This window comes from Rothia sp. HMSC071B01, assembly GCF_001808945.1.
In the GTDB taxonomy this organism is placed as follows: Bacteria; Actinomycetota; Actinomycetes; order Actinomycetales; family Micrococcaceae; genus Rothia.
In genome coordinates this window covers 80,358-100,831 of record NZ_KV795071.1, presented here as the reverse complement: position 1 = coordinate 100,831, position 20,474 = coordinate 80,358, and the positions used below count along the sequence as shown (strand labels likewise).

Genomic DNA, 20,474 nt, shown 5'->3' with positions numbered 1-20,474 from the left:
AATGCCTGTGTGTTTTATCGCATGTCTTAAGGTGAAGTATAGCTTTAAAAAGTATGTGCATGACGTGGAAAATATGCCTAAATAGTGTGCTGATAAGCACAAACACCGGTCACTGTACAAAAAAGAAAGCACAAAAAACCCACCGCATTCGAAAAATTCGCACCTATGCAACCTCTGCAGGTTGAGAATATTCACAATGCGGTGGGCAAGGCAACATAAAAGTCACCCACAATAAAAATGGCACATAAACAGAGCCATAAAGTCGCCTATTTGACGAAAGCCAACCAGAATGGCTAACACCACGGAGAGACACTATGTGAGACGGCTACCGCCGTGCGCCATACGGTACAGCATCGTAGCGAGTTCCGTGTGCCCAATAAACGACTGCCCATACGCCTCATAGATAGACTGTTCGCTGATATAACCCCAAATGTGCTGATCAATCGCCCACTGGGACTCCTTACGGAACGAGTAATGCCAGCCAAGAACAGTATTCCACCCGCGCTCAGAAGAACCATCCGGCAGACTACTCTTCTTTGACGCCGAAGAAACAGGACGAGGCTTCGCCGCAGGAACCTTACCCTGCGCCCTCTGATACCTATACAGGAACGCCACCGCCGAAGAATTGTAAACACTCGCCTCCGGGTGGAAATTACCATCAATCCAACCGAACGTAATGCTCTGCTGACGAGCCCACACAATCGCGGCATAGTCCGGGTCGTTGGGCTGAACATCCGGATACGGACTGGTCGCCGGAAGCTCAACCTTCGGGGAACCCGCCAGGCGGTACAACACCACCGTCAGATCACGGCGCGTCAAATTCTCAGAAGAATAGGACTCTGACTTAGGAAGCTGCTGAGCCTTGTACCACCTTTTCGCAGCCTCACGCTCCTCAAACGCATTCACCACCAAACCAAGGTCAGTAGAAACAACCTGCTGCACAGAATCCGCGGCACCACCCTGACCGGGAAGAACCTTCTCCACCACCAGCTTGTAACCGCCCTGATAATTCAGCGCCTCACCGGGAACAGTGAGCGTCGCCTCCGTGTAACCGCTCTGGATGCGGTCAGCCGCAATATCCTGCTCCAGCGCCTTCTGGCCGGTCAGATTGCCAGAAGCATCCGTAGCCTGCAGCGAGAAGCGGTAATGGCCCTCAGCGAGGTTCGGCAGGTTCACGGCACGCACCTGCAACGTGTTCTTCTCCCAATAGGGGCTCACTTGCGGTGAATCAGAACGATATTGGTCCATCTGCTGCGGCTCAACACGCAGAACCGGGGCGGCATCCTTCACCTCGGTGTTCGAGTTGGGCGAGCGCACCGGAATAAACGGGGCAATATCCGTCAAAAGGCTACCGGGTACCTTCTCCTCATCCGGATTCGGGAAGAGGCCGCTGTAGACACCAATCATGTACGACTTGCCCGGTCGCAGAGTACCCGCAGGAATTGTTACATCCGCAGAGAAATAGTTGTTCAGAAAACTCCAACAATAGTATTCACCGCAATCCGTATAACGAACTTTATGGGTGAAAACAGGCTTGCCCACCATCTTTCCCGTTGCAGGGTCAACCTCATACAGCATCAGATACGCCGGGGCACTCCCCGGCTCAACAAGCTGCTTAGAGAGAATATGGTAGCCCTCAATCTTCAGCTGCGTATCAACCCAGGGGTTATCGACCGCCGGCATGCTGTACACGTAAGTAGTATGATCCGGCTCAGGGTCCTGAGTCAGGCTGAGCGGAGTGCGGGCAGTAAGACGGGGGTCCTCATACTCCTCGGCGTTCGGCTCGCGCTCGCCCGCCGGGTAGTAGGTCAACACCACGTCAAGGGCAGGCGAAGGGGCGGCCGGGATGGTCTGCTTCTTGACCTCAAAGGTGAAGGTGAGGCTCCCGTCCGGGTTGTCGCGGACAATACCGTCATCTCGAAGATGATCAACCTTGCCGCGGTACAGAGGATATTGGGTTGCCTCGCCGGTACGGGACCACTCGTAACCGGTACCACGGTTTACGAGGCCGAACTGGAAGAGCTTGTACTTCTTACGGAACTCGGGGGTCAACGGGGAGGTCGTCACGGACACCGTGCCACCCTGAGAAATATTTAGAGTGCCGGTGGTGACCTTCAAATCAATCTTGTCGGCATCGCTGACGCCAGTGGCTGCGGCACCTGTACCTGATGCGGCGGGGGCAGCAGCTACGGGGGTTGCCTGCAACGATGCGGCGGGGGAGGCGGGGCTCGCCGGATCCGCTTGAGCAGGCTCCACCTGTGCGGGTTTCGCCTGCGCCGCATCAGCATGCATAGCAGGGGTGACCGTCAGAGCCGGGGTCATACCCAGCAGCAGGGAGAGGCTGATCGCCTTCTTGCCCCGGGTATTTTGAAGGCGGTTTTTCTGGGCAGGCGTCTTAGCGCCCTGAGTTGTGGTTGGTTGGAAGAAAGAAGACACGGTTATCCCATCTAATGTTCTGCACTGTGCTTTCTATACCGCGGCTTTACACGGTGGTTTCTGCAGGGTGGTTTTCTGCACAGTGGCATTCTGTACGGTGATTGAAGTGAGTGAGGGAAAACGTTGAGTGGAAGGGGAGAAATGAACGGTGAAAATGAACGAAAAGTTGAGTAGAAAAAGGGGTGCACCAGGCGCCTTAGCGAAAGTGCTGGCGGGCTGAAAAGCCGGGCGAATCAGCCCGAAAATTTCAGCCCGCCATCACCGATTGTAAAGCAACACAGTATCAGGCTGCGTGGCCGCGGGAGGCGACTCTCAAATAACTACTTCAGGTAACTACTTGAGACGACTACCGCCGTGCGTCATACGGTAGAGCATGACCGAGAACTCCGAAGAGGAAACAGTATCCGAGCTGAAATCCTCACCGTGGCCTCGATAATATTCTGCGTATCCCCAGATAATCTGCTGGGTAGCCCACAGCGATTCCCTCCAGAACGCAGTATCCATACGCTCATACTCGGGCCAGTGCACCCGCGAACGTGAATCCCGTGTGGGAGACTCCTCCGGTACATTACTGCTATCTGACGTATCGCTCTTCGGTACAGGCGAAGACGGCAAACTGCTCGACTCCGGCGAAGACGCAGGGGTTAGCGCTCGTTGGTACCTGTACAGGAACGCCACCGTCGAGGCAATCGAAAGGTTCACCTCCGGGTGGAACTTACCATCGACCCAACCGAACGTAATACCCTTCTGACGAGCCCACACAATCGCGGCATAGTCCGGATCGTCCGGGGTTACATCCGCGTAAGGACTGGTTGCAGGCAGCTCAACATGAGGTGCGCCCGCAAGACGGTACAGCGCCACCGTGACATCGCGGCGACTCAGAACGGTCTTACTCTCATCCAGAAGAACCTGCTGCTTAACCCACTCAACAGCCGCTTCCCGCTCCGCAGTGTAGCTTACAAAGAGCTCAAGGCCCTCAGAAGTGACCTGCTCGACCGCATCCGCGGCACCGTTCTTGCCGGGGATTACCTTCTCCAAGACAACCCCGTAAGACCCCTCATAATTCAGCGCGCTACCGGGAATATTCAGCTTCTCATCCGTAGAACCATTCAGAAGGTGTTCAGCAGGGATAACCTGTTCCAGAGCCTTCTCGCCGGTTGGCTCGCCAGAATCATCCGTCGCTTGAACCGAGAAACGGTAATGGCCATCGGTAAGCTTCGAAAGATTTGAGACACGCGCGGTGAGGGTATTCATCTCCTGATACGGGTTGACGCGCTTATACGGAATGTACAAATCCGGACGCGCTACAGGCTGGTCAGGGTTCGGCTGGTTATCACTCGGCTGCCCCGACCGCACCGGAAGGAACTGCGCAACACTGGCCAGCAAGCTACCGCTGTACTCCTCCTCACCCGGGTGAGGCAGATTAGAACCGTAGATACCAATCATGTAGAGCCTACCCGGCTTCAACGTACCCGCCGGAATCGTCATCTTCGTGCCGAAATAGTTATTGCGGAAACCCGTACAGTGATGCAAGCAGTTGCCCGTCAACGGAACAACATGGGAGAAAACAGGGCGTCCCATAATCTTTCCCGTAGCCGGGTCTGCCTCATACAGAGTGACGTACGCCTGGCTGTCGTATCCACCTACGATATTCGGGGGAAGAATATGGTAGCCCTCAACCGTCAGAGTCGTATCCTGCCACGGCTTATCAATCGCCGAAATGTTGTAGCGGTACGTCGGCTGCTCAGGCTCAGGGTCGCGCACCGTGGGCAAAGGAATTCGCGCCGTAAGACGATAATCTTCATACGGATAGTCGTGTGGGTCAGGCTTATCGGACGGGTAGTAAGTCAGCACCACATCGAAGAGGGTACCCTCAGGAACCATCATCCACTGCTTCGGAATATCAAGAGTGAACGTGACACTCCCGTCAGGATTATCGTGGGCTTTACCCTCAGCGCGGAGGCCGGCAACCTTGCTGCCGTACTGCGCCTCAGGAAGGGGATTGCCGTAATATGGCTCAAGGTAATTCTCACCGCGCTCCACAATGCCGAACTCATAGAACGTGTACTTCGCGCGGAACTCGGCACTCAGCGGCGCGGTGGTCACAGAGACAGTACCGCCCTCAGAAATATTGAGGGTGCCCGAGGTGAGCTTCATGCCAACCGGGTTATCAGGCTTATTCTCCTCAGCTGCGGGGGAGGCGGGGGTCGCCTGTTCCGGGTCTGCCTGAGCGGGGGTTGCCTGTGCCGGCTGGTCCGGTGCTACCTGGGTCGGTGTTGCCAGAGCCGCCGGGGTGATACCGGCAAGCGGGCTCAAACCCAACAGCAGGGACAGGCTGAGCGCACGGACGCTCGCCGGGTGGCGCGGCGCAGTTGAGCGGCACCGGGCGCCTCGTGGTGTGAAGAATGAAGACATCATTATCCCATCTACAAAAAACTGTACGGTGAGTGAAGCGAGCGAGTAGACGAAGCAAGTGAAGAAGTTGAGCGGATAAAGCGTGAGAAGAAAAACCTCGAACAGGGGAGAAGAAGCCCCGTAAAGCCCGGTGTCGGGCACAAGAACTCGCAGAGGCAGGGAAGAAAAACAGAAGCAACACCGGTGGGCTGAAAAGCCGAACTATGTCGAGCATTCCAGCCCACCGGTTACCACGACCGCGCTACCTGAGGTGGCTGCCGCCGTGCTCCAAACGGTAGAGCATCAACGCCAAATCACCAGCGGAAACGAAAGACCTATCAAAGTCCTCATAAGCGTATTCCCCGTCAATGCGGTAACCCCACATGCGGTGATCAACAGCCCACTGAGCCTCACGCCAGAAAGCGCTACCCTGACGAACCTTATGCTGCCAGCCGCTAGCACTCCGGGGCGCGTCATTATTGCCCGGCAGGCTACTGTTCTTCGGCAGCGAGGCAGAGGTCGGTGCCTTCGGAATGGCCTGACCCATCGCCTTCTGATACCTGTACAGGAACGCCACCGTCGACGGGGCCGAAAGCTTCACCTCCGGGTGGAACTTACCATCAATCCAGCCGAAGGTAATGCCCCTCTGACGAGCCCAAATGTACGCGGCGTAGTCCGGGTCGCTTGTTGCCACATCCGCGTACGGGCTAAAAGCAGGCAGCTCAACCTTCGGGGAACCCGCCAGACGGTACAGCGACACCGTCACATCGTGGCGCGTCATACCGCTATGCCAGGACATCGGCGAAGGATTAGGCAAAATATCACGCTCAGCAAACCACTGCTCAGCCGCCTGCAACTCATCCTCACGCGTCAGCTTCAGAGGAATATCCTCGACAGCAAGCTGCTCCACCGACTCGCCAGCACCATCCTTACCGGGGGTGACCTTCTCCAAGACCAGACGATAAGCGCCCGAATAGCTCAGCTGCTGATCAATCGTCAGATTCAGCTCCACCCTGCCATCCTGGATGCGATCAGCGGGAATCGCCTGCTGGAACACCGTCTGACCGGTCAAACGCCCCTGCTCATCAACATGCTGCACCGAGAGGCGGTACGATCCTTCACCCGGTGCAGAGAGCCCGGTAGTGCGCGCCGTAAACAAGTTCGTCCGCGCGTACGGGTTCAGCCCCACCGACCCAAGGTGCAGCGTGGGCCCCGCAGAGTCCTGCTCGGGAGAATGCACCGGAAGGAACTCCGCAACATCATTCAGCATAGAACCCGGAGAATCTTCCATGCCGGGGTAAGGCAACCCGTTCCCATACATACCAATAAAGTAGAGCTTGCCCGGCTTCAACGTACCCGCAGGAATCTTCAGCTCCGCACTGAAATAGTTATTGCGGAACCACCTGGTGTTAACCCCGTAGTACGTGTAGTCATCCCGCTGAGTGAACACAGGCTCACCCACCATCTTTCCCGTTGCAGGGTCAGCCTCATAGATAGCGATGACCGGCCAATCATTACCAACCATTTCACTAGCCTGGGAGAGGATATGGCGTCCCTCAACCCGCAGCGTCGTATCCTTCCACGGGTTATCGATAGCGGACTGACTGAAGGTGTAGGTTCCACGGGTCGGCTGCGCTTCCTGAACCACATCAATATGGGCGCGGGCATACAAACGGTTCGACCTACTCGAAGGTTCCGGCTCAGTTTCATCCGACGGGTAGTACGTCATCACCACATCGAAGAGCTCACCGTCGGCAGCCTCAACGTACTGCGGGGGAACCTTAAACGTGTAGGTGAGGCTACCGTCCGGGTTCTCCCGCACCTGATGCACCAAATCCTTGAGCATTCCGCCGTACTCGTCGAGAGGCTCATAACTATTGTGCTCCGCATACACGTACACCGACCCGCGCTGCACCAGAGCCAGCTCGTAGAAAGTGTACTTCTTACGGAACTCGGGGCTCAACGGGGAAGTCGTCACCGACACCGTACCGCCCTGAGAAATATTGAGGGTTCCCGAAGTCACCTTCAACTCAACATTCCCCGGGTTCTCCGAATCAACAGCATCAGCGGCAAGAGGCGCCATCGGAAGCTGCGCGCTCACCGTGAACTTATGGCTACCGTACGAATACTGAGAGTCCGAGAACACCACACGCACTTCAGCCATCGAACCGCGAGAAGAAGGCCTATTGTAGGAATCACCATGAGCCTTATACTCAACCTCCACGGTCAGAGTGCCGTCAGCATTGCGGGTTACCAGCTCGTCACGCTTATAGTATTGACCCGCTACATCATTCCTCGCAAAATATCCCTGCTCACCAGAGGTAGCGTTATAAATCGACACAGAGTCAATGTAGTACCCCAGGTCAACCTCGGGTGAAATATTAGAAATAGTCACCTTATAGACGCGGTCCTGACCGGGATCAAAATCCTGCGCAGCAACAGATACCTTCGGCAGGGTATTCCTGAACGAATTATCCTGATACGCCATGCGCGCAGGGTTATTGCCCACCGGAACGAAGGGGAACTTACGCGTCAGCTTATTCCACCCGTGGGTTTCTACACCGGAAACACCCAGGGAATATCCCTTACCGGACTTCAAGACTCCCGCAGGGATAGTGACCTTCTTCTGGAAATAGCCGTTAGGAATCAGGCCCTTGAAAATGCGCTGATTCTCTTCCGTATCCGGTGCCTTCAGCTCACCAAGCGAAGCCACATTATCGTTCGTGACCTTTCCCTGCTCATCATGCTCGGATAGGGTGAACTTCACGGAGCTGACATCCTGAAAACCGGTACCCGTCAGCGTCACCTCAATCGGCTGACCGGAAGCAATCTGCTCCTCAGAAATAGCCGAAACATCATAGGTGATGGAGGGGAGCGCCGCCTTCGGGAGGTTGAACTCCACCGGCAGCGCCGTACGGACGCGATCCTCAGTATTCCACGCATAGGGGTGCGCCTCATCTACGGGGCGGTAGGTGAGAATAACCTCGTACTCCAGGTTTGCCGGCAGGCTATTCGCCGGAACCGTCAGGTCAGCGCTGAAACTGCCGTCAGCAGCCGGTTTCGGGGCGTCAAAGACAAGGCCGCGGTGATCAAGCTTCTGGTAGGGGTTAGCGTAGGTCGAAGAGCCCTTCGGGGCAATCGTGAGGCTACGCAGCTCATGATGCGCCAAGAACTCGGGGCTCAGCCCGGTACCCTCCACGTGCACGGTACCGCCGTGAAGAATGTCGAGGGAGCCGCTGGACACGCGCAGGGTCGGCAGGGAAGCATCCTGCTTAGCACCCTGCACGGGAGTGTTCTGCGCAGGTTCGTTCTGCGCAGGTTTGTTCTGGGCAGGCGCGTTCTGGGCGGGTGTTTCTTGAGGCGCCGCCAGCGCCGCCGGAGTGATACCTGCAAGCGGGCTCAAACCCAGCAACAGGGAAAGGCTGAGCGCGCGGGCGCTCGCCGGGTGGCGCGGGGTATCAGAATGGTGTGGGGCACCTCGTGGGGCGAAGAATGAAGACATCATAATCCCATCTACAAAATTTATACGGTGATTGAAGTGAGTGAGTAGATGAAGTGAGTGAAGAAGTTGAGCGGATAGATTCTGAAAAGCCAGGCTAGGGGAGACCCGTAAAGCCTGGTGTCAGGCAAGAGAGAACGCTGGTGAGAGGGCAACCGAGGCGGCACCGGCGGGCTGAAAAGCCGAACTACGTCGAGCATCCCAGCCCACCGGTTACCCCCTCACCGCGACCGGGCGTTACCTGAGGTGGCTGCCTCCGTGCTCCATACGGTATAGCATCACAGCCACCTGACGGTACGACATCTTGAAGCCCTCAAAGCTCTCATAGAAGTAACCTTGATCAGGCATGTAACCCCAGATACGTCGCTCAATAGCCCAACGAGACTCACGTGAAAAAGCAGTCTCCGGGCTGATCCAGAGCCGCCAATGAGAGCTATACGGGAAATGCGTCTGTTTCTTCGGGGTAGAGTCCGGTAGCGAAGGAGACGTCGGCAAGCTTGGCGACACCTCCCCCTGGGATCGCTGATACCTGTAGAGGAACGCAGCCGTGGAACGGTCCGAAAGCGGCTCATTCGGGTGGAAGCGACCATCAACCCAACCGAACGTAATACCCCGCTGACGAGCCCAAATAATCGCGGTATAGTCAGGGTCATCCGGCGTAATATCCGTGTAAGGGCTGACTGCAGGAAGCTCAACCTGCGGCGCGCCCGCTAACCGATACAGTGCCACCGTCACAGAACGGCGGTTCACTGATTCCCAATCGCGATCAGTGGGGTAGCCTGGCAGAATTTGACGGTTCACAATCCATTTCCTGGCAGCCTCCATTTCCCGTTCCTGACTGATATCCAAGTCCAGGTCTTTGGAAGCAACCTGCTCAACCGAATCGACAGTGTCACCCTGATTTGGGGTTACCTTCTCCACAAAGAGCCTATAGGCCACCTCAAAATTCAGGGCATAGCCGGGAAGAGAAAGCGTCTGCGCCGTACGACCCTTCTGAATGCTCTCGGCAGGAATCACTTTCTCCCAAGACTTCTGCCCGGTCGGACGGCCATGATCATCAATCGGCTGCAAGGAGAAACGGTAGTAGCCCTTGGTCAGCGGCGGCAGACCCAAAACAGTCACCTTCAAAGTATTATTCTCGCGATAAGGGCTCATCTTATCTCCCGAGACGTAGATGCTGGTGGGAGCTGCATCTTGCTCCGGGGTACCTACCGGGATGAAATCTGCCACATCGGTCATCCATGCACCAGGGTATTCCTCGGAACCCGGGCCAGGATAACCACCGCCGTAGAAACCAATCCTGTACAGCCTGCCCGCTTTGAGAGTACCCCCGGGAATCGTGATAGCCGTACTGAAATGGTCGTTCAAGAAACTATCACAGTACTGATTGCACCTGGTGTAATTCAGATTCTGCATAAACACAGGCGAACCAATACCCTGCCCGGTCACCGGATCAACCTCATAGAGGGTCAGGACCGCCGGGCCTTCAGGACCCCAAAAGGTGCTTTTCGAGAGGATATGGAAACCCTCAACCGTCAGGGTTGTATCCTCTTCCGGGTGCTCGATAGAAGATGAACTGAAAAGGTAGGTGGTCTTCGTAGGTTTAGCGTCCTGCACCACATCGGTAGGAGTGCGGACTACCCGGCGATTCGACCACGTCAACGGATCCGGCGCATACTCATTCGACGGGTAATACGTCAGTACCGTATCGAAGAGAGTCCCCTCTTTAGCCTCAACAATATGGGCGGGAACAACGAGCGTGAAAGTGAGGCTGCCATCCGGGTTCTCTCGCACATTACCCTGCTGCTTGAGGTCCTCGACCATCCCACCGTACTGAGTGAGGGGAACATAATTATGATGCCCGACATGGACGTACGTGGAACCACGTTCCACCAACGCGAGCTCGTGGAACGTGTACTTCTGCCTAAACTCGGCGCTCAACGGAGAGGTTGTCACCGACACGATACCGCCCTGAGAAATGTTGAGGGGGCCTGTCGTGACCTTCAAATCAATGTTCTCCAGCTCAGAGGCGGGATCGCCACCCTGCACTTGAGGCATCTGACGGGCCGGTGTTTCTTGAGTAGTTGCCTGCTGCGTGTTCACAGGGGAGGCGGGCGCCGGCTGGGCCGCCACCGGCGTCAAAGCCAACAGCGGAGACACGCCCAACAGCTGAGTCAAACCCAACGCCAGGGAAGCGCCCGCAACTTTTCGGCGTGCGCCACGGGCAGGCTTAAAGAATGAGGACATCATTATCCAATCTGAATTTTCTGCATGAATGAGGGTGAATGAGAAAAGAAGTTGAGAGGATCAATGAGTGACAGTCCACCGCGCTGAGCCTACGCCAAATCCACATCGTGGAGGACCCGTAGCGGCGGCATGCTGAAGTGCAATTTCAGCCTACCAACCCGCGTCTTAGACATTCAATGAAAACACGAGAAAAACATTCCAATAAGAGTTATAAGACAAAAAATTCGAAAATTACGCCCCCGGTTTTATACAAAGCCCGACCCCCAAAAAGACCACACAATAGAGAGACAAAAATGGAAGCATCACCAGCACTAAAAACCGCACCCAGCAGCGCCTGCACCAGAAAACGGGCACACGAAAAAAAGGGGCATACAAAAAGGGGCGGTGAGAGAAAAACTCTCGCCGCCCCTTCTATAGGCCATAGGCCACTATCTTCAGCTGCTGTTCTCAGAGATCAACCCAAGCTAAAACATGTAGGTTAACCGCCCGGTTCACGGCACCTGCCAAATCTTAAGCATCGATATAAGGGCTACTGGGGATGTCAATCATGTCCAGCATTGACAGGACACGAGCCAGCTCCTCGCGGGTAGCAATCTTGGTCGGACGGAAATCCTTGCTCTTATTGTGAAAGCTCGTATCAATATTCACCGACGAGTGCAGCCACACCGACTCGGTGTAGAACGGGGCACCCGGCTTCATGTCCTGCGGGGTAGTGGGACGGAACCACGAAGGACGACGGCCGGGGGTAAGCATAAAGTAACGGTAGAAGAACGCTGCCATCGTAGCGCGGCTAGCCACCGCCTCCGGGTGCATCTTACCGTCAGACCAACCCGAGGTCAGACCATTCTGGTATGCCCAAATGTATGCCGAGTAACGCTCATCCTTCGGGGACACATCCGGGAACGGGGAACGCGCCGGAAGCTTAACCTTCGGCGAGCGGGCGCCTCGGTAGATTGCATCCATCAGATCGCTGCGGGTCACCGCACGCTTAGGGTAGAAGCAACGTTCCTTATCGAGCAGCAAAACCTTTGCCTTACATGACCTGTAGATATCGGGAGCGTACTCGCCATCCATATCAATATCCACAATGAAAGGTGCCCACGCAAACTCAGTGTTAATCGTCGGGCGAACCTCAATAGTACGCAGGATGGTGTACTGCTCACGGCGCGGACGAAGAGACAAGCGAATCCCGTAGTCCGCCTTCGGGCCACCAGTGACCTCGCGAGAAATGACGTGGTGCCTCACGTAGGGGTCATTCTCGATGCGCTTCTTCGGCTCAAGAGCGAAGAAGTAGAACTGCGTGAAGCCCTTCTCCTTGGTGTAGTAGCCAGCCTCAATGTATGGGGTGTACAGGCCAGTATCAAGCACAGCCTGCAGGCCTGTAATCTCGTAGCTGAGGTTGAAGCCGCTAATATCAAACGACGCCTCGGTAATCTTGAACGTCAGCGGGGTGGTCATAACGTCCAAGGTGGCAGCCTGGGCGCTCTGCTCGCCGGCATGGTGCGCACCCAAAGCGCCAGCGACTGTTAGTGCTGCCGCACCCTTAAAAAGGGCGCGACGAGAGGAAAAAGTAGACATATCATTGTCCCATCGATGTGTTTCTGAGTGGTTACTTCTACGCTAGCAAACCAATAACCATTGGTTAAGCCTCTAGTCGTTTGCTATGCGTACGCGGCGTGACGTGTTTCCATGTGTGCTGAGTTGAGAATGTGAATGCTAGTGAGTGATGTACCCGCCACCAATGGCGAGACGTTTAATACTATAAGCACTTCTGTGCACAAAAAGAAGGCGGATAGATAGACACTACCCGTCTTCTGCCCCGCAAAAACCTACCCGCTTAATGTGGGGAAATGTGGTTTTACAGGGGGAAATACAGACTTAAGCCCCTAGAAAAATAGTTAAAAAATTTTCAATATGATGCAAAAAATAGGCGAAAACAAATAGTTGGGCGACCTACTGCTCATGTACCAGCAACGTCAAAACGCCTGCCTTACGCGCCGTCGGCAGGGTGCACTCCACCGACCAGTCCGCGCTGATCGCCTCCAAAAATTCGGCAATACCAGCCGTAGAACCATCAATAGGACGAGCCGCCAAACCCGACTGAATCAGGTAGCGCGCAAACAAGCCACGATAATGCTTCGCCATATGCGAGACGACCTTACGCGACCCATCAGCCGCCACACGCTCCACGCGAACCGCCAGAGTCTGCGACGGGGGAGTCACCCACGACTTCGCGTACGCTGCAGAGCGGCAATCCAGAATCAGCTGGTCCTTCGCGGTTGCCTCCAGTGCGGTACCCAACGCACCCTTCCAGAAGGAGGCGAGCGCACCAATTGAACCCAGCTTCACGCCCATGGACAGGCGGTAGGCGGGAATCGCGTCCTCGGGGCGCAGAATACCCCACAGCGCCGAAGAAATCAGCAGCGACCAGTGCGCGGCATCGCGTTCGGCGGGGGAGAAGCTCGCATAATCCAGTGCCTCGAACAGCACGCCAGTGTAGGTGCGGATCGCGGGCTGCGCCGGTTCGGTCAGCAGGCGCGTATTGCGATCCACTTCTGCTTCGAGGGACGTGCCCACCTTGAGCTCTGCAAGGGCGTCGGGACCCGAGCTGACAGTCGCCAGCTCCTCCAGGACGCTCTCACGCTCAGCGGTCAGTTCGGGGAACGAGAGGTCAGCAAAGCATACGGGCGCGTTGCCTGCGGGGGCGGGGGTTTTACCTTCGGAGGGGGGAAGAAGAATCAGCATCTCTCCAGTGTACCCGTGAGACGCCGGGTAGCTACGAGGCGCAGGGTAGTTGCGAGACGATAGCGCGCCCGCGAGGCCGCTAGTGCGCCTCCGTGTACCCCTAAAGCACCCGCGAGACGAACCCGGAAAATAGCCGCCGCCAGGGGTATGCGTATAATGGGTGAGGTGAAACGGGCCGTCCGGGCAATCGCGAGGCACACGTGCTTCGAGGAAAGTCCGGGCTCCACAGCACAGGATGGTGGATAACATCCACTCGGGGTAACCCGCAGGCCAGTGCCACAGAAAGTAAACCGCCGCGGTTCGCCGCGGTAAGGGTGAAAGGGTGGTGTAAGAGACCACCAGCGGGCGCGGTGACGTGCCCGGCTAGGTAAACCCCATTCGGAGCAAGGTCAAACAGAATACGCCATGGTAGGGTAGTGCGCCCGATCCCCGTCAGCTTCCTTTACGGAGGTGGGGTGCGTATTCGGGTAGGCTGCTTGAGACGTGCGGCAACGTACGTTCTAGATAGATGATTGCCTCGAAACGCCCCTTCGGGCGGCGTTTTAGACAGAACCCGGCTCATAGGATGACCCGTTTCACGCTACCGTTGGCTGATGGAAAACATCATCAGTTGATGGGAAAACGAAGACCGCGAATGCGCTTGAGAGTGCATTCGCGGTCTTCGTTTATGCTCTGTCTAAGAGTCCTCTACTGAAAAGCTGGAGAGGCTCTGATTGGGTGAGTCAGCGATTAGTGGCCGAACGGATCCGGATCCACGCCGGGCATCCACGAGTTACCGTCGACGGTCCAGCCTTCCTTCTTCACGACCTTCTTCATCTTGCCGGTCCACTTCTTGTTCAGACGGTTCACGTACAGCTTGCCGTCCAGGTGGTCAGTTTCGTGCTGCATGCAGCGTGCGAACCAGCCGGTCGCCTCAAAGTGGACGGGGTTGCCGTGCTCGTCAAGACCGTTCACGGTCACCCACTCGGCGCGCTTGAGGGGGAAGCCGTAACCGGGGAAGGACAGGCAGCCCTCTTCCTCCTCGTACGGGTCCGGGTCAGCGGTAGAAATCTTGCCCAGGGTCAGTACCGGGTTGATGATGCAGCCGCGCGGGGGAACGCCGTCCTCATTCTCCATCTTGTAGGTGAAGATGCGCAGGCCCACACCAATCTGCGGTGCCGCCAGGCCCACACCGTTGGATGCGTCCATGGTCTCGTACATGTCAGCCACGAGCTCCTTGAGCTCATCATTAAACTCGGTGACGGGTGCCGCGGGGCGGTGCAGAACGGGGTTGCCGTGAATAACGATGGGGCGAATAGCCACGGAATTATCCTTTGCTTGTGTTGAACGGGAACTGTTGAGTGGGAACTTGCCGGGTGCCCCTGTCGCATGAGGATGCGGGGCATGCCCTGTTTCCGCTCGCTGGTTTAAAGTGCGGGTGTAAAAGCTCTGTTCCGGTAAACCGTGTGCGGGGCAACCGAACAGGGGATAACGCGAACAGAGGGTAAAGCGAAAGGGCCGTTACGGATAACCATAACGACCCTTTCCATCGGGGTGATCGACGGGGGTTGAACCCGCGACCTCCTGGACCACAACCAGGCGCTCTGCCAACTGAGCTACGACCACCATGTGCTTCGCTTGGTTTCCCTTGCGATATGCAACGGATACTACTGTACAGGAGATTCAGAAACCTGCCAAGTTGAAAAGCCGTGATGCTCGTTACATGCTGTGCTTACGCCTCGGACGCCTCTGCCGCCTCAGAAGCGGATGCCTCAGCCTCGCGCTCAGCCGACTCGCGTGCGGCACGCTCCGCCTCCACCTCACGCGCAATCTGCGCCGAAGCAATTGCATCCGGGCCCTGCGGCACAAAAATGGCGCGGCGGTAATACTTCAACTCATCAATCGAATCCTTGATATCGCCCAGCGCGCGGTGGTTACCGGTCTTCGCCGGGGCACTATGACGAGCCGCCGGATACCAGCGCGACGCCAGCTCCTTAATGGTGGACACGTCAATCACGCGGTAGTGAAGGTGCGCCATGACCTCTGGCATGTAACGCTCCAAGAAGCGCTTATCCATGCCCACCGAGTTGCCGCCCAGCTGCGCCTTGCCCGCCACCGGAACATACTTCTTGATGTAACGAAGCACCTGCTCCTGCGCGTAATCCATCGACACACCGTGCTCAATATCGGGCAGCAGACCCGACGCCTCATGCATCGAACGCACAAAATCATTCATGTTCTCCAGCGCACCGGCAGGAGACTCATCACCGGGCTTAATGACGAACTCAACGCCAGAACCCAGAATGTTCAAATCGGCATCCGTGACCAGGACGCCCACCTCGACGAGAGCGTCGTTCTCCACGTCCAGGCCGGTCATCTCGCAGTCAATCCATACAATACGTTCACTAGAAATACTCACCCTCCCACTCTACCCCCAAACGCCGCCGACACGGCGGACAGCACGTCACAAAAGGGTGCAAGACGGCACAGGCGGATGCGCAAACGGCGGTAGCGGGGGGAGAACTGCGCCACTCTGCGCGCCCTTGAGGTGTGTCCACAAGCGCTTTCGTAACAGTGATTCTCACAAGTGCGTCCAAGGGCTCCGGTATGATAAAAGCCAGAACGACGATGCAGACAGAAAGGGAGTTATGCGCGCACCAACAGAGCTAGCACACCGGCTCACCACCCCCGGTGCACACGACGCACCTCTCTCACCCAAACTCTTGGACTACGTCAATAATCACCGTCTGCGCACGGTAATTATTGGCACCATCGGCTCTATCATGGTCACCCTCGGCTCCTACGCCGTCGGCTGGCTCGCCGACAGCTCCAGCTTCTGGCGCTACGACATTATCCGCGCCATCCGATTCGAAGCCGCATGGGTCATCACCGGCATTATTATGCTCGCCCTCGGCGCCATGATTATGTGCCGCGAATGGTTGCGCATCTACCAGAAAATGGGCGACTGGAACGAACCCAACACCATGCGTTGGATGATTGCCGTCATCACCAGCTGGTCCCTGCCGCAGGTCTTCGCCTTCACCATCTACAGCCGCGACATGTTCTCCTACTACGGTCAGGGCATGGTCATGGCGCACGGCCTCAACCCGTACAAGCACGGTGTCTCCGAAATCTCGAACTTCATGCAGAACGGTGCGGACCCCATGTGGGCGGAATCCCCGCCCCCGTACGGACCGGTCTCCCTCAAGCTCGAAGAGTGGATTGTGCGCCTGGCGGGGGAGAACATCGACCTCTCCCTCTTCTACTTCCGCCTGCTCTCCGTGCTCGCGGTCATCGGCATCCTCTTCTACGTAGCAAAACTTGCCAAGGCACACGGCTTCAACCAGGTCCGCGCTCTCTGGCAGATCGGCCCGAACCCTCTGTTCATCGCATCGTTCATCGCCAGCGGCCACAACGACTCGCTCATGACCATGTTCATGCTCGGTGGCCTCTACTACGCTAAGCGCTACCGCGACACCTGGTGGGGTGGCCCGCTCGGTGTGACCTTCGTAGCCCTCGGCGTTGCCGTCAAGCCGCTCGCCCTCGTGGTGCTGCCCTTCGTGGGTCTGCTCTGGGCGGGTAAGAACGCCTCCTGGCCGCGCAAGTTCATCTTCTGGGCACTCTCCGGCGTGCTACTGCTCGCCGAAATGGCGCTCATGGGCTGGGCGACCGGACTGGAATTCGGCTGGATTAAGGCACTGTCCACCACCGGCGGCCAGTACATCTGGTACACCCCCTTCGGTCTGCTCATCGGCGCCGCCTCCCTATTCGTTCAAGGCGACGCATTCGAGGTCATCCGCAAGCTCATCGAAACCGTCGGCAAGGGCATCGGCATGCTTGGCGCCGTGGCAATGGCATTCGTCGGACGCGACCGCAACATCGTGCGCCACGCCGGCCTCGCGATCCTGTTCATGCTCCTGTGCAGCCCCATGATTCAGCCCTGGTACCTGCTCTGGGCAATCCCGATGCTCGCCGCAACCGGTCTGCGCTCGCACTTCCAGCTCATGTGGTACTTCATCACCACGCTGTTCTTCATGGCGTACGGTGTGAGCGACCAGCTGAACGTGTCGCCCTACCTGCGCGATTTCAACCAGGACATGGGCCGACTCATCGCGACCGTCATCTGCCTGGGCTACATCATCTACCTGGTCGCCCTCGACCCGGCAACCCGCCGCCTGGTGTACGTGAGCCTGCACCCCACGCAGATTCGCCGCACCACCATCCGCCTGTGGTGGCAGCTGTTCCCCGGCGCATCAAGCCGCCGTGCACGCCGCCGCGAGGTGAAGAAGGCAGAACGGGAAGCCGCCAAGGTAGGTTCCTAGCGCGAACTCCTAGTTCGCCAGCCTGGCTTAGCTCAGTGGAACAGCCCCGCGTGAGATGCGCTGTGCATGAGAAGCATAAATTCTCATGTACCCTAGAGGAAGGCCTCAGTAGCTCAGAGGATAGAGCAGGAGCCTTCTAATCTCTTGGTCGGGGGTTCGATTCCCTCCTGGGGCGCCACATGCAAAAACCGCCCCGCACCCTAAACTCAGGGTGCGGGGCGGTTTTCTTTATGCTTTTTGCGTGCGTGCCGGGAAGCTACTTCTTGGTCGGGGCTACTTCTTAGTGGGGTTCGTGTCCTTGCAAGAGTTGAGGACGCGCTCCATAACCTTCTTCTCGTCCGCGGTCACCCACAGTTTGTACTTCGCCTTCACGTGCACCTGGCGTGCCACGTAGGTGCAGCGGTAGGCGGTGTTGCTCGGCAGCCAGTCGGCGGCGTCCGCATCGGACTTCTGCTGGTTCGCCGGGCCGTCTGCAGCGAGCAGGTTCTCCGGGTCGTTCGCCAGCTGGCGGCGTTGCTCTGCGGTCAGATCCTGCGCGCCGGTCTGCCATGCGTTCGAAAGAGCCACCACGTGGTCAATCTGCACAGCCGAGGAGGTCTTCTTACCGCGCTTGAACTCGATGGTCTTGCCGGTGTACGGGTCAGCTAGAGTGCCGGTGATGACGGTGCAAGCGTGGGTCCTCACCTTGAAACGAACATTGGTCAGATCGCGGCGCAGAATGTCGTCGCGGGTGTTGCACTTGTTGCCGTCAACGTCATCCCAGGCGGGACCGAACTGATCACGAGAGTAGCCAACCTTCGACGCGCGTTCCTTCACTTGCAGGGACGCCAGCTCGCTCTTCGCGGTCGCCAGATCCGGTGCGAGCGCGGTCGCGGGATCAACCGCCTTGTACGGGTTCTTGACCTCGGCGAGGGTTTCGGTCTGAACGTTGGTCTCTTCATCCTCGGTGGCGGAGGTCGTCTTATCCGAACCGAGCAGCCCGTCCACACCGTTCTTACTCACATAGACCAGACCAATAATCAGCACGATCACGGTGAACAGGGCGAGCAGACCGTAAATGAGGCGCTTCTTCTGCGGGTCCATCGAATCGGGCAGCTTGGGTAGGTTGCGCTGCAGCTGCTGAAGTTCCTGCAGGGAGGGCAGGTTGTTGTTCGCGGGCTTTTTGCTCACGGGTTCTCCAAGGCGGGTAGACGGGATGCGGCTGAGTGCACCGCATCATCAAGGATAGAGCGCGAGGGGCTGAAATAGTTAACTTGAGGGCAAAAATAGCCGCCCCGACGCTGAGATACCTATCACGATGATACCTATCACGATGTCGAATGGGGCATAGCCGTCATATTTCTGCAGGGAATGCGTTGCCCGCAGGCGATTTTTGAAAAAACGGGGTGAAAAGTTCAAAAACTCTATCCACAGGCGGTGCCCAAAACCGCAAAACGCGAGGTTATCCACAGAACCGGTAACCACCGGGTGCAGGAGCGGGTCAGCGCTGGCAAGGTGAAGGAACCCACCCACTAGTTTCTAAGGAGAAACCATGAGCGACACCATCCTGATCCGCGGATTCACCGCCTCCGACCCGGCACTGAGCACCCTGCCCAACGGGGTGCCCGTCGTGAACTTTCGCCTCGCCAGTACCCCGCGCTGGCAGGACGCCACCGGCACCTGGAAAGAAGGCACCACCAACTGGTACACCGTGAAAGCCTACCGCCGCCTCGCCCAGAACATTGCCACCTCCATTGAGAAGGGGCAGCCGCTGGTCGTGAGTGGCCGCCAGCGCATTAGCCGCTGGAACCGCGAAGATGGCACGCAGGGCACTACCGTAGAGGTGGATGCCCTCGGCATCGGTCACGACCTGAACTACGGCACGAGTACCTTTGCCCGCACCGTGGAGAAGCGCACGGTCAACGAAGGCTCCCTGCCGGGTGCGCCTCAGCAGGGTATGCCGGGTGCGCCGTTGCAGGAGGTACCTCAGTACACGCAGCAGTATGCTCCTTCGCCTGCACCCCAGCAGAACGCGGAGGCACCGGGCGTGACCGCTCAGGGTACTCCGGCGCAGAACGGCGCATCCCAGGGCGGGGGAGCACAGAGTGACGAACCCCCCTTCTAAAAGTGCTCCCCGGATGCTTGCATAAACGCGGGTGCATTGGGATAATGGAGCATTGTGTTGACATCGGGCACGCCCCTGCCGCAGGGGGAAGAGCGACCAACGATGTCAACCTTCGGGCACCAATCCTGTCCGAAGCATAAAGTTTTCTGTCCCGCAGTGGGGCAGAGCAATCTGAGTCTATTTGACCTGCGGCAGATGACTCTGGAGATCTACAACTATGCAGACTCTTGACTTCCTCGACAAGAAGTCCCTCCGTGACGACGTCCCCGCATTCGGCCCCGGTGACACCCTGAACGTTCACGTTAAGATCGTTGAAGGTAAGAACCACCGTATCCAGGTCTTCAAGGGCTTCGTCGTTGGCCGCCAGGGTGCAGGCGTTCGCGAGACCTTCACCGTCCGCAAGGTTTCCTTCGGCGTTGGTGTTGAGCGTACCTTCCCCGTTCACTCTCCCTCCATCGAGAAGATCGAGGTTGTGACCCGCGGTGACGTCCGTCGTGCAAAGCTGTACTACATGCGCGACCGCCACGGTAAGGCTGCTCGTATCCGCGAGAAGCGCGAGTTCTAATCTTTATAGATACAGAATTCTGTTGCAAACCGCTCCCCAACCGCATTCCGCGGGAGAGGAGCGGTTTTTGCATATTCTGAGACCCCGCTTTCTGAGAACCTTGCCGCTCTCAGAAAATAAAAGCCCAAGAGCGCAAACACTCTCGATACAATAGCTAGGTACCGTTTCACTCGAGCTAGGTAT

General features: G+C 57.3%; 12 protein-coding genes, 2 tRNA genes and 1 other RNA gene. 5 read left to right on the top strand and 10 right to left on the bottom strand.

The annotated features are described in order from the left end of the window. Nucleotides 1-312: 312 nt before the first annotated feature. The 6 genes from HMPREF2527_RS03950 to HMPREF2527_RS03925 form a co-directional block, all read right to left on the bottom strand. Nucleotides 313-2,436: a peptidase gene (locus HMPREF2527_RS03950; protein WP_070506516.1), complete on the bottom strand. Its 2,124-nt coding sequence runs from the start codon at nucleotides 2,434-2,436 to the stop codon at nucleotides 313-315. Between the two features lie 333 nt (nucleotides 2,437-2,769). Continuing rightward, a complete protein-coding gene (locus HMPREF2527_RS03945) occupies nucleotides 2,770-4,851 on the bottom strand; it encodes an S-layer homology domain-containing protein (protein ID WP_070506513.1) in 2,082 nt (693 codons plus the stop codon). 241 nt (nucleotides 4,852-5,092) lie between these two features. Continuing rightward, complete coding sequence (locus HMPREF2527_RS03940) at nucleotides 5,093-8,335, bottom strand: siroheme synthase (RefSeq protein WP_070506511.1); 3,243 nt, start codon at nucleotides 8,333-8,335, stop codon at nucleotides 5,093-5,095. Between the two features lie 231 nt (nucleotides 8,336-8,566). Next, entirely contained in the window at nucleotides 8,567-10,576 is a 2,010-nt protein-coding gene (locus tag HMPREF2527_RS03935) for an S-layer homology domain-containing protein (RefSeq protein ID WP_070506508.1), read from the bottom strand. A gap of 510 nt (nucleotides 10,577-11,086) precedes the next feature. Then, entirely contained in the window at nucleotides 11,087-12,154 is a 1,068-nt protein-coding gene (locus tag HMPREF2527_RS03930; RefSeq protein ID WP_012903668.1) for an S-layer homology domain-containing protein, read from the bottom strand. 375 nt (nucleotides 12,155-12,529) lie between these two features. After that, complete coding sequence (locus tag HMPREF2527_RS03925) at nucleotides 12,530-13,321, bottom strand: YaaA family protein (protein ID WP_070506506.1); 792 nt, start codon at nucleotides 13,319-13,321, stop codon at nucleotides 12,530-12,532. Nucleotides 13,322-13,492: 171 nt separating this feature from the next. Here HMPREF2527_RS03925 and rnpB point away from each other — a divergent pair. After that, nucleotides 13,493-13,898: RNase P RNA component class A (rnpB, locus tag HMPREF2527_RS03920), an RNA gene on the top strand. 152 nt (nucleotides 13,899-14,050) lie between these two features. On the opposite strand, the gene def is transcribed toward rnpB, so the two are convergent. From def to orn, 3 genes are all read right to left on the bottom strand, one after another. Next, on the bottom strand, nucleotides 14,051-14,623 hold the full coding sequence (def, locus tag HMPREF2527_RS03915) for a peptide deformylase (protein ID WP_044141710.1): 573 nt from the start codon (nucleotides 14,621-14,623) through the stop codon (nucleotides 14,051-14,053). A 230-nt stretch (nucleotides 14,624-14,853) separates the two neighbouring features. Next, a tRNA-His gene (locus tag HMPREF2527_RS03910) sits at nucleotides 14,854-14,926 on the bottom strand. 106 nt (nucleotides 14,927-15,032) lie between these two features. Continuing rightward, nucleotides 15,033-15,719, bottom strand: a complete 687-nt coding sequence (gene orn / locus HMPREF2527_RS03905) for an oligoribonuclease (RefSeq protein ID WP_049341386.1) — start codon at nucleotides 15,717-15,719, stop codon at nucleotides 15,033-15,035. Nucleotides 15,720-15,948: 229 nt separating this feature from the next. Between orn and mptB the strand changes: the two genes are divergently transcribed. Together mptB and HMPREF2527_RS03895 are read left to right on the top strand one after the other, a co-directional pair. Continuing rightward, complete coding sequence (mptB, locus tag HMPREF2527_RS03900; RefSeq protein WP_044150507.1) at nucleotides 15,949-17,622, top strand: polyprenol phosphomannose-dependent alpha 1,6 mannosyltransferase MptB; 1,674 nt, start codon at nucleotides 15,949-15,951, stop codon at nucleotides 17,620-17,622. A 102-nt stretch (nucleotides 17,623-17,724) separates the two neighbouring features. Continuing rightward, nucleotides 17,725-17,800 (top strand) — tRNA-Arg (locus HMPREF2527_RS03895). 95 nt (nucleotides 17,801-17,895) lie between these two features. Here the strand turns inward: HMPREF2527_RS03895 and HMPREF2527_RS03890 are convergent. Continuing rightward, complete coding sequence (locus tag HMPREF2527_RS03890; protein ID WP_070506503.1) at nucleotides 17,896-18,792, bottom strand: HNH endonuclease family protein; 897 nt, start codon at nucleotides 18,790-18,792, stop codon at nucleotides 17,896-17,898. A 361-nt stretch (nucleotides 18,793-19,153) separates the two neighbouring features. Here HMPREF2527_RS03890 and HMPREF2527_RS03880 point away from each other — a divergent pair, with 361 nt between their 5' ends. Both HMPREF2527_RS03880 and rplS read left to right on the top strand, forming a co-directional pair. After that, nucleotides 19,154-19,726: a single-stranded DNA-binding protein gene (locus HMPREF2527_RS03880; protein WP_070506498.1), complete on the top strand. Its 573-nt coding sequence runs from the start codon at nucleotides 19,154-19,156 to the stop codon at nucleotides 19,724-19,726. Nucleotides 19,727-19,943: 217 nt separating this feature from the next. Further along, nucleotides 19,944-20,291, top strand: coding sequence for a 50S ribosomal protein L19 (gene rplS / locus HMPREF2527_RS03875; protein ID WP_005507488.1), 348 nt, complete (start codon nucleotides 19,944-19,946; stop codon nucleotides 20,289-20,291). The last annotated feature ends 183 nt before the right edge of the window (nucleotides 20,292-20,474 follow it).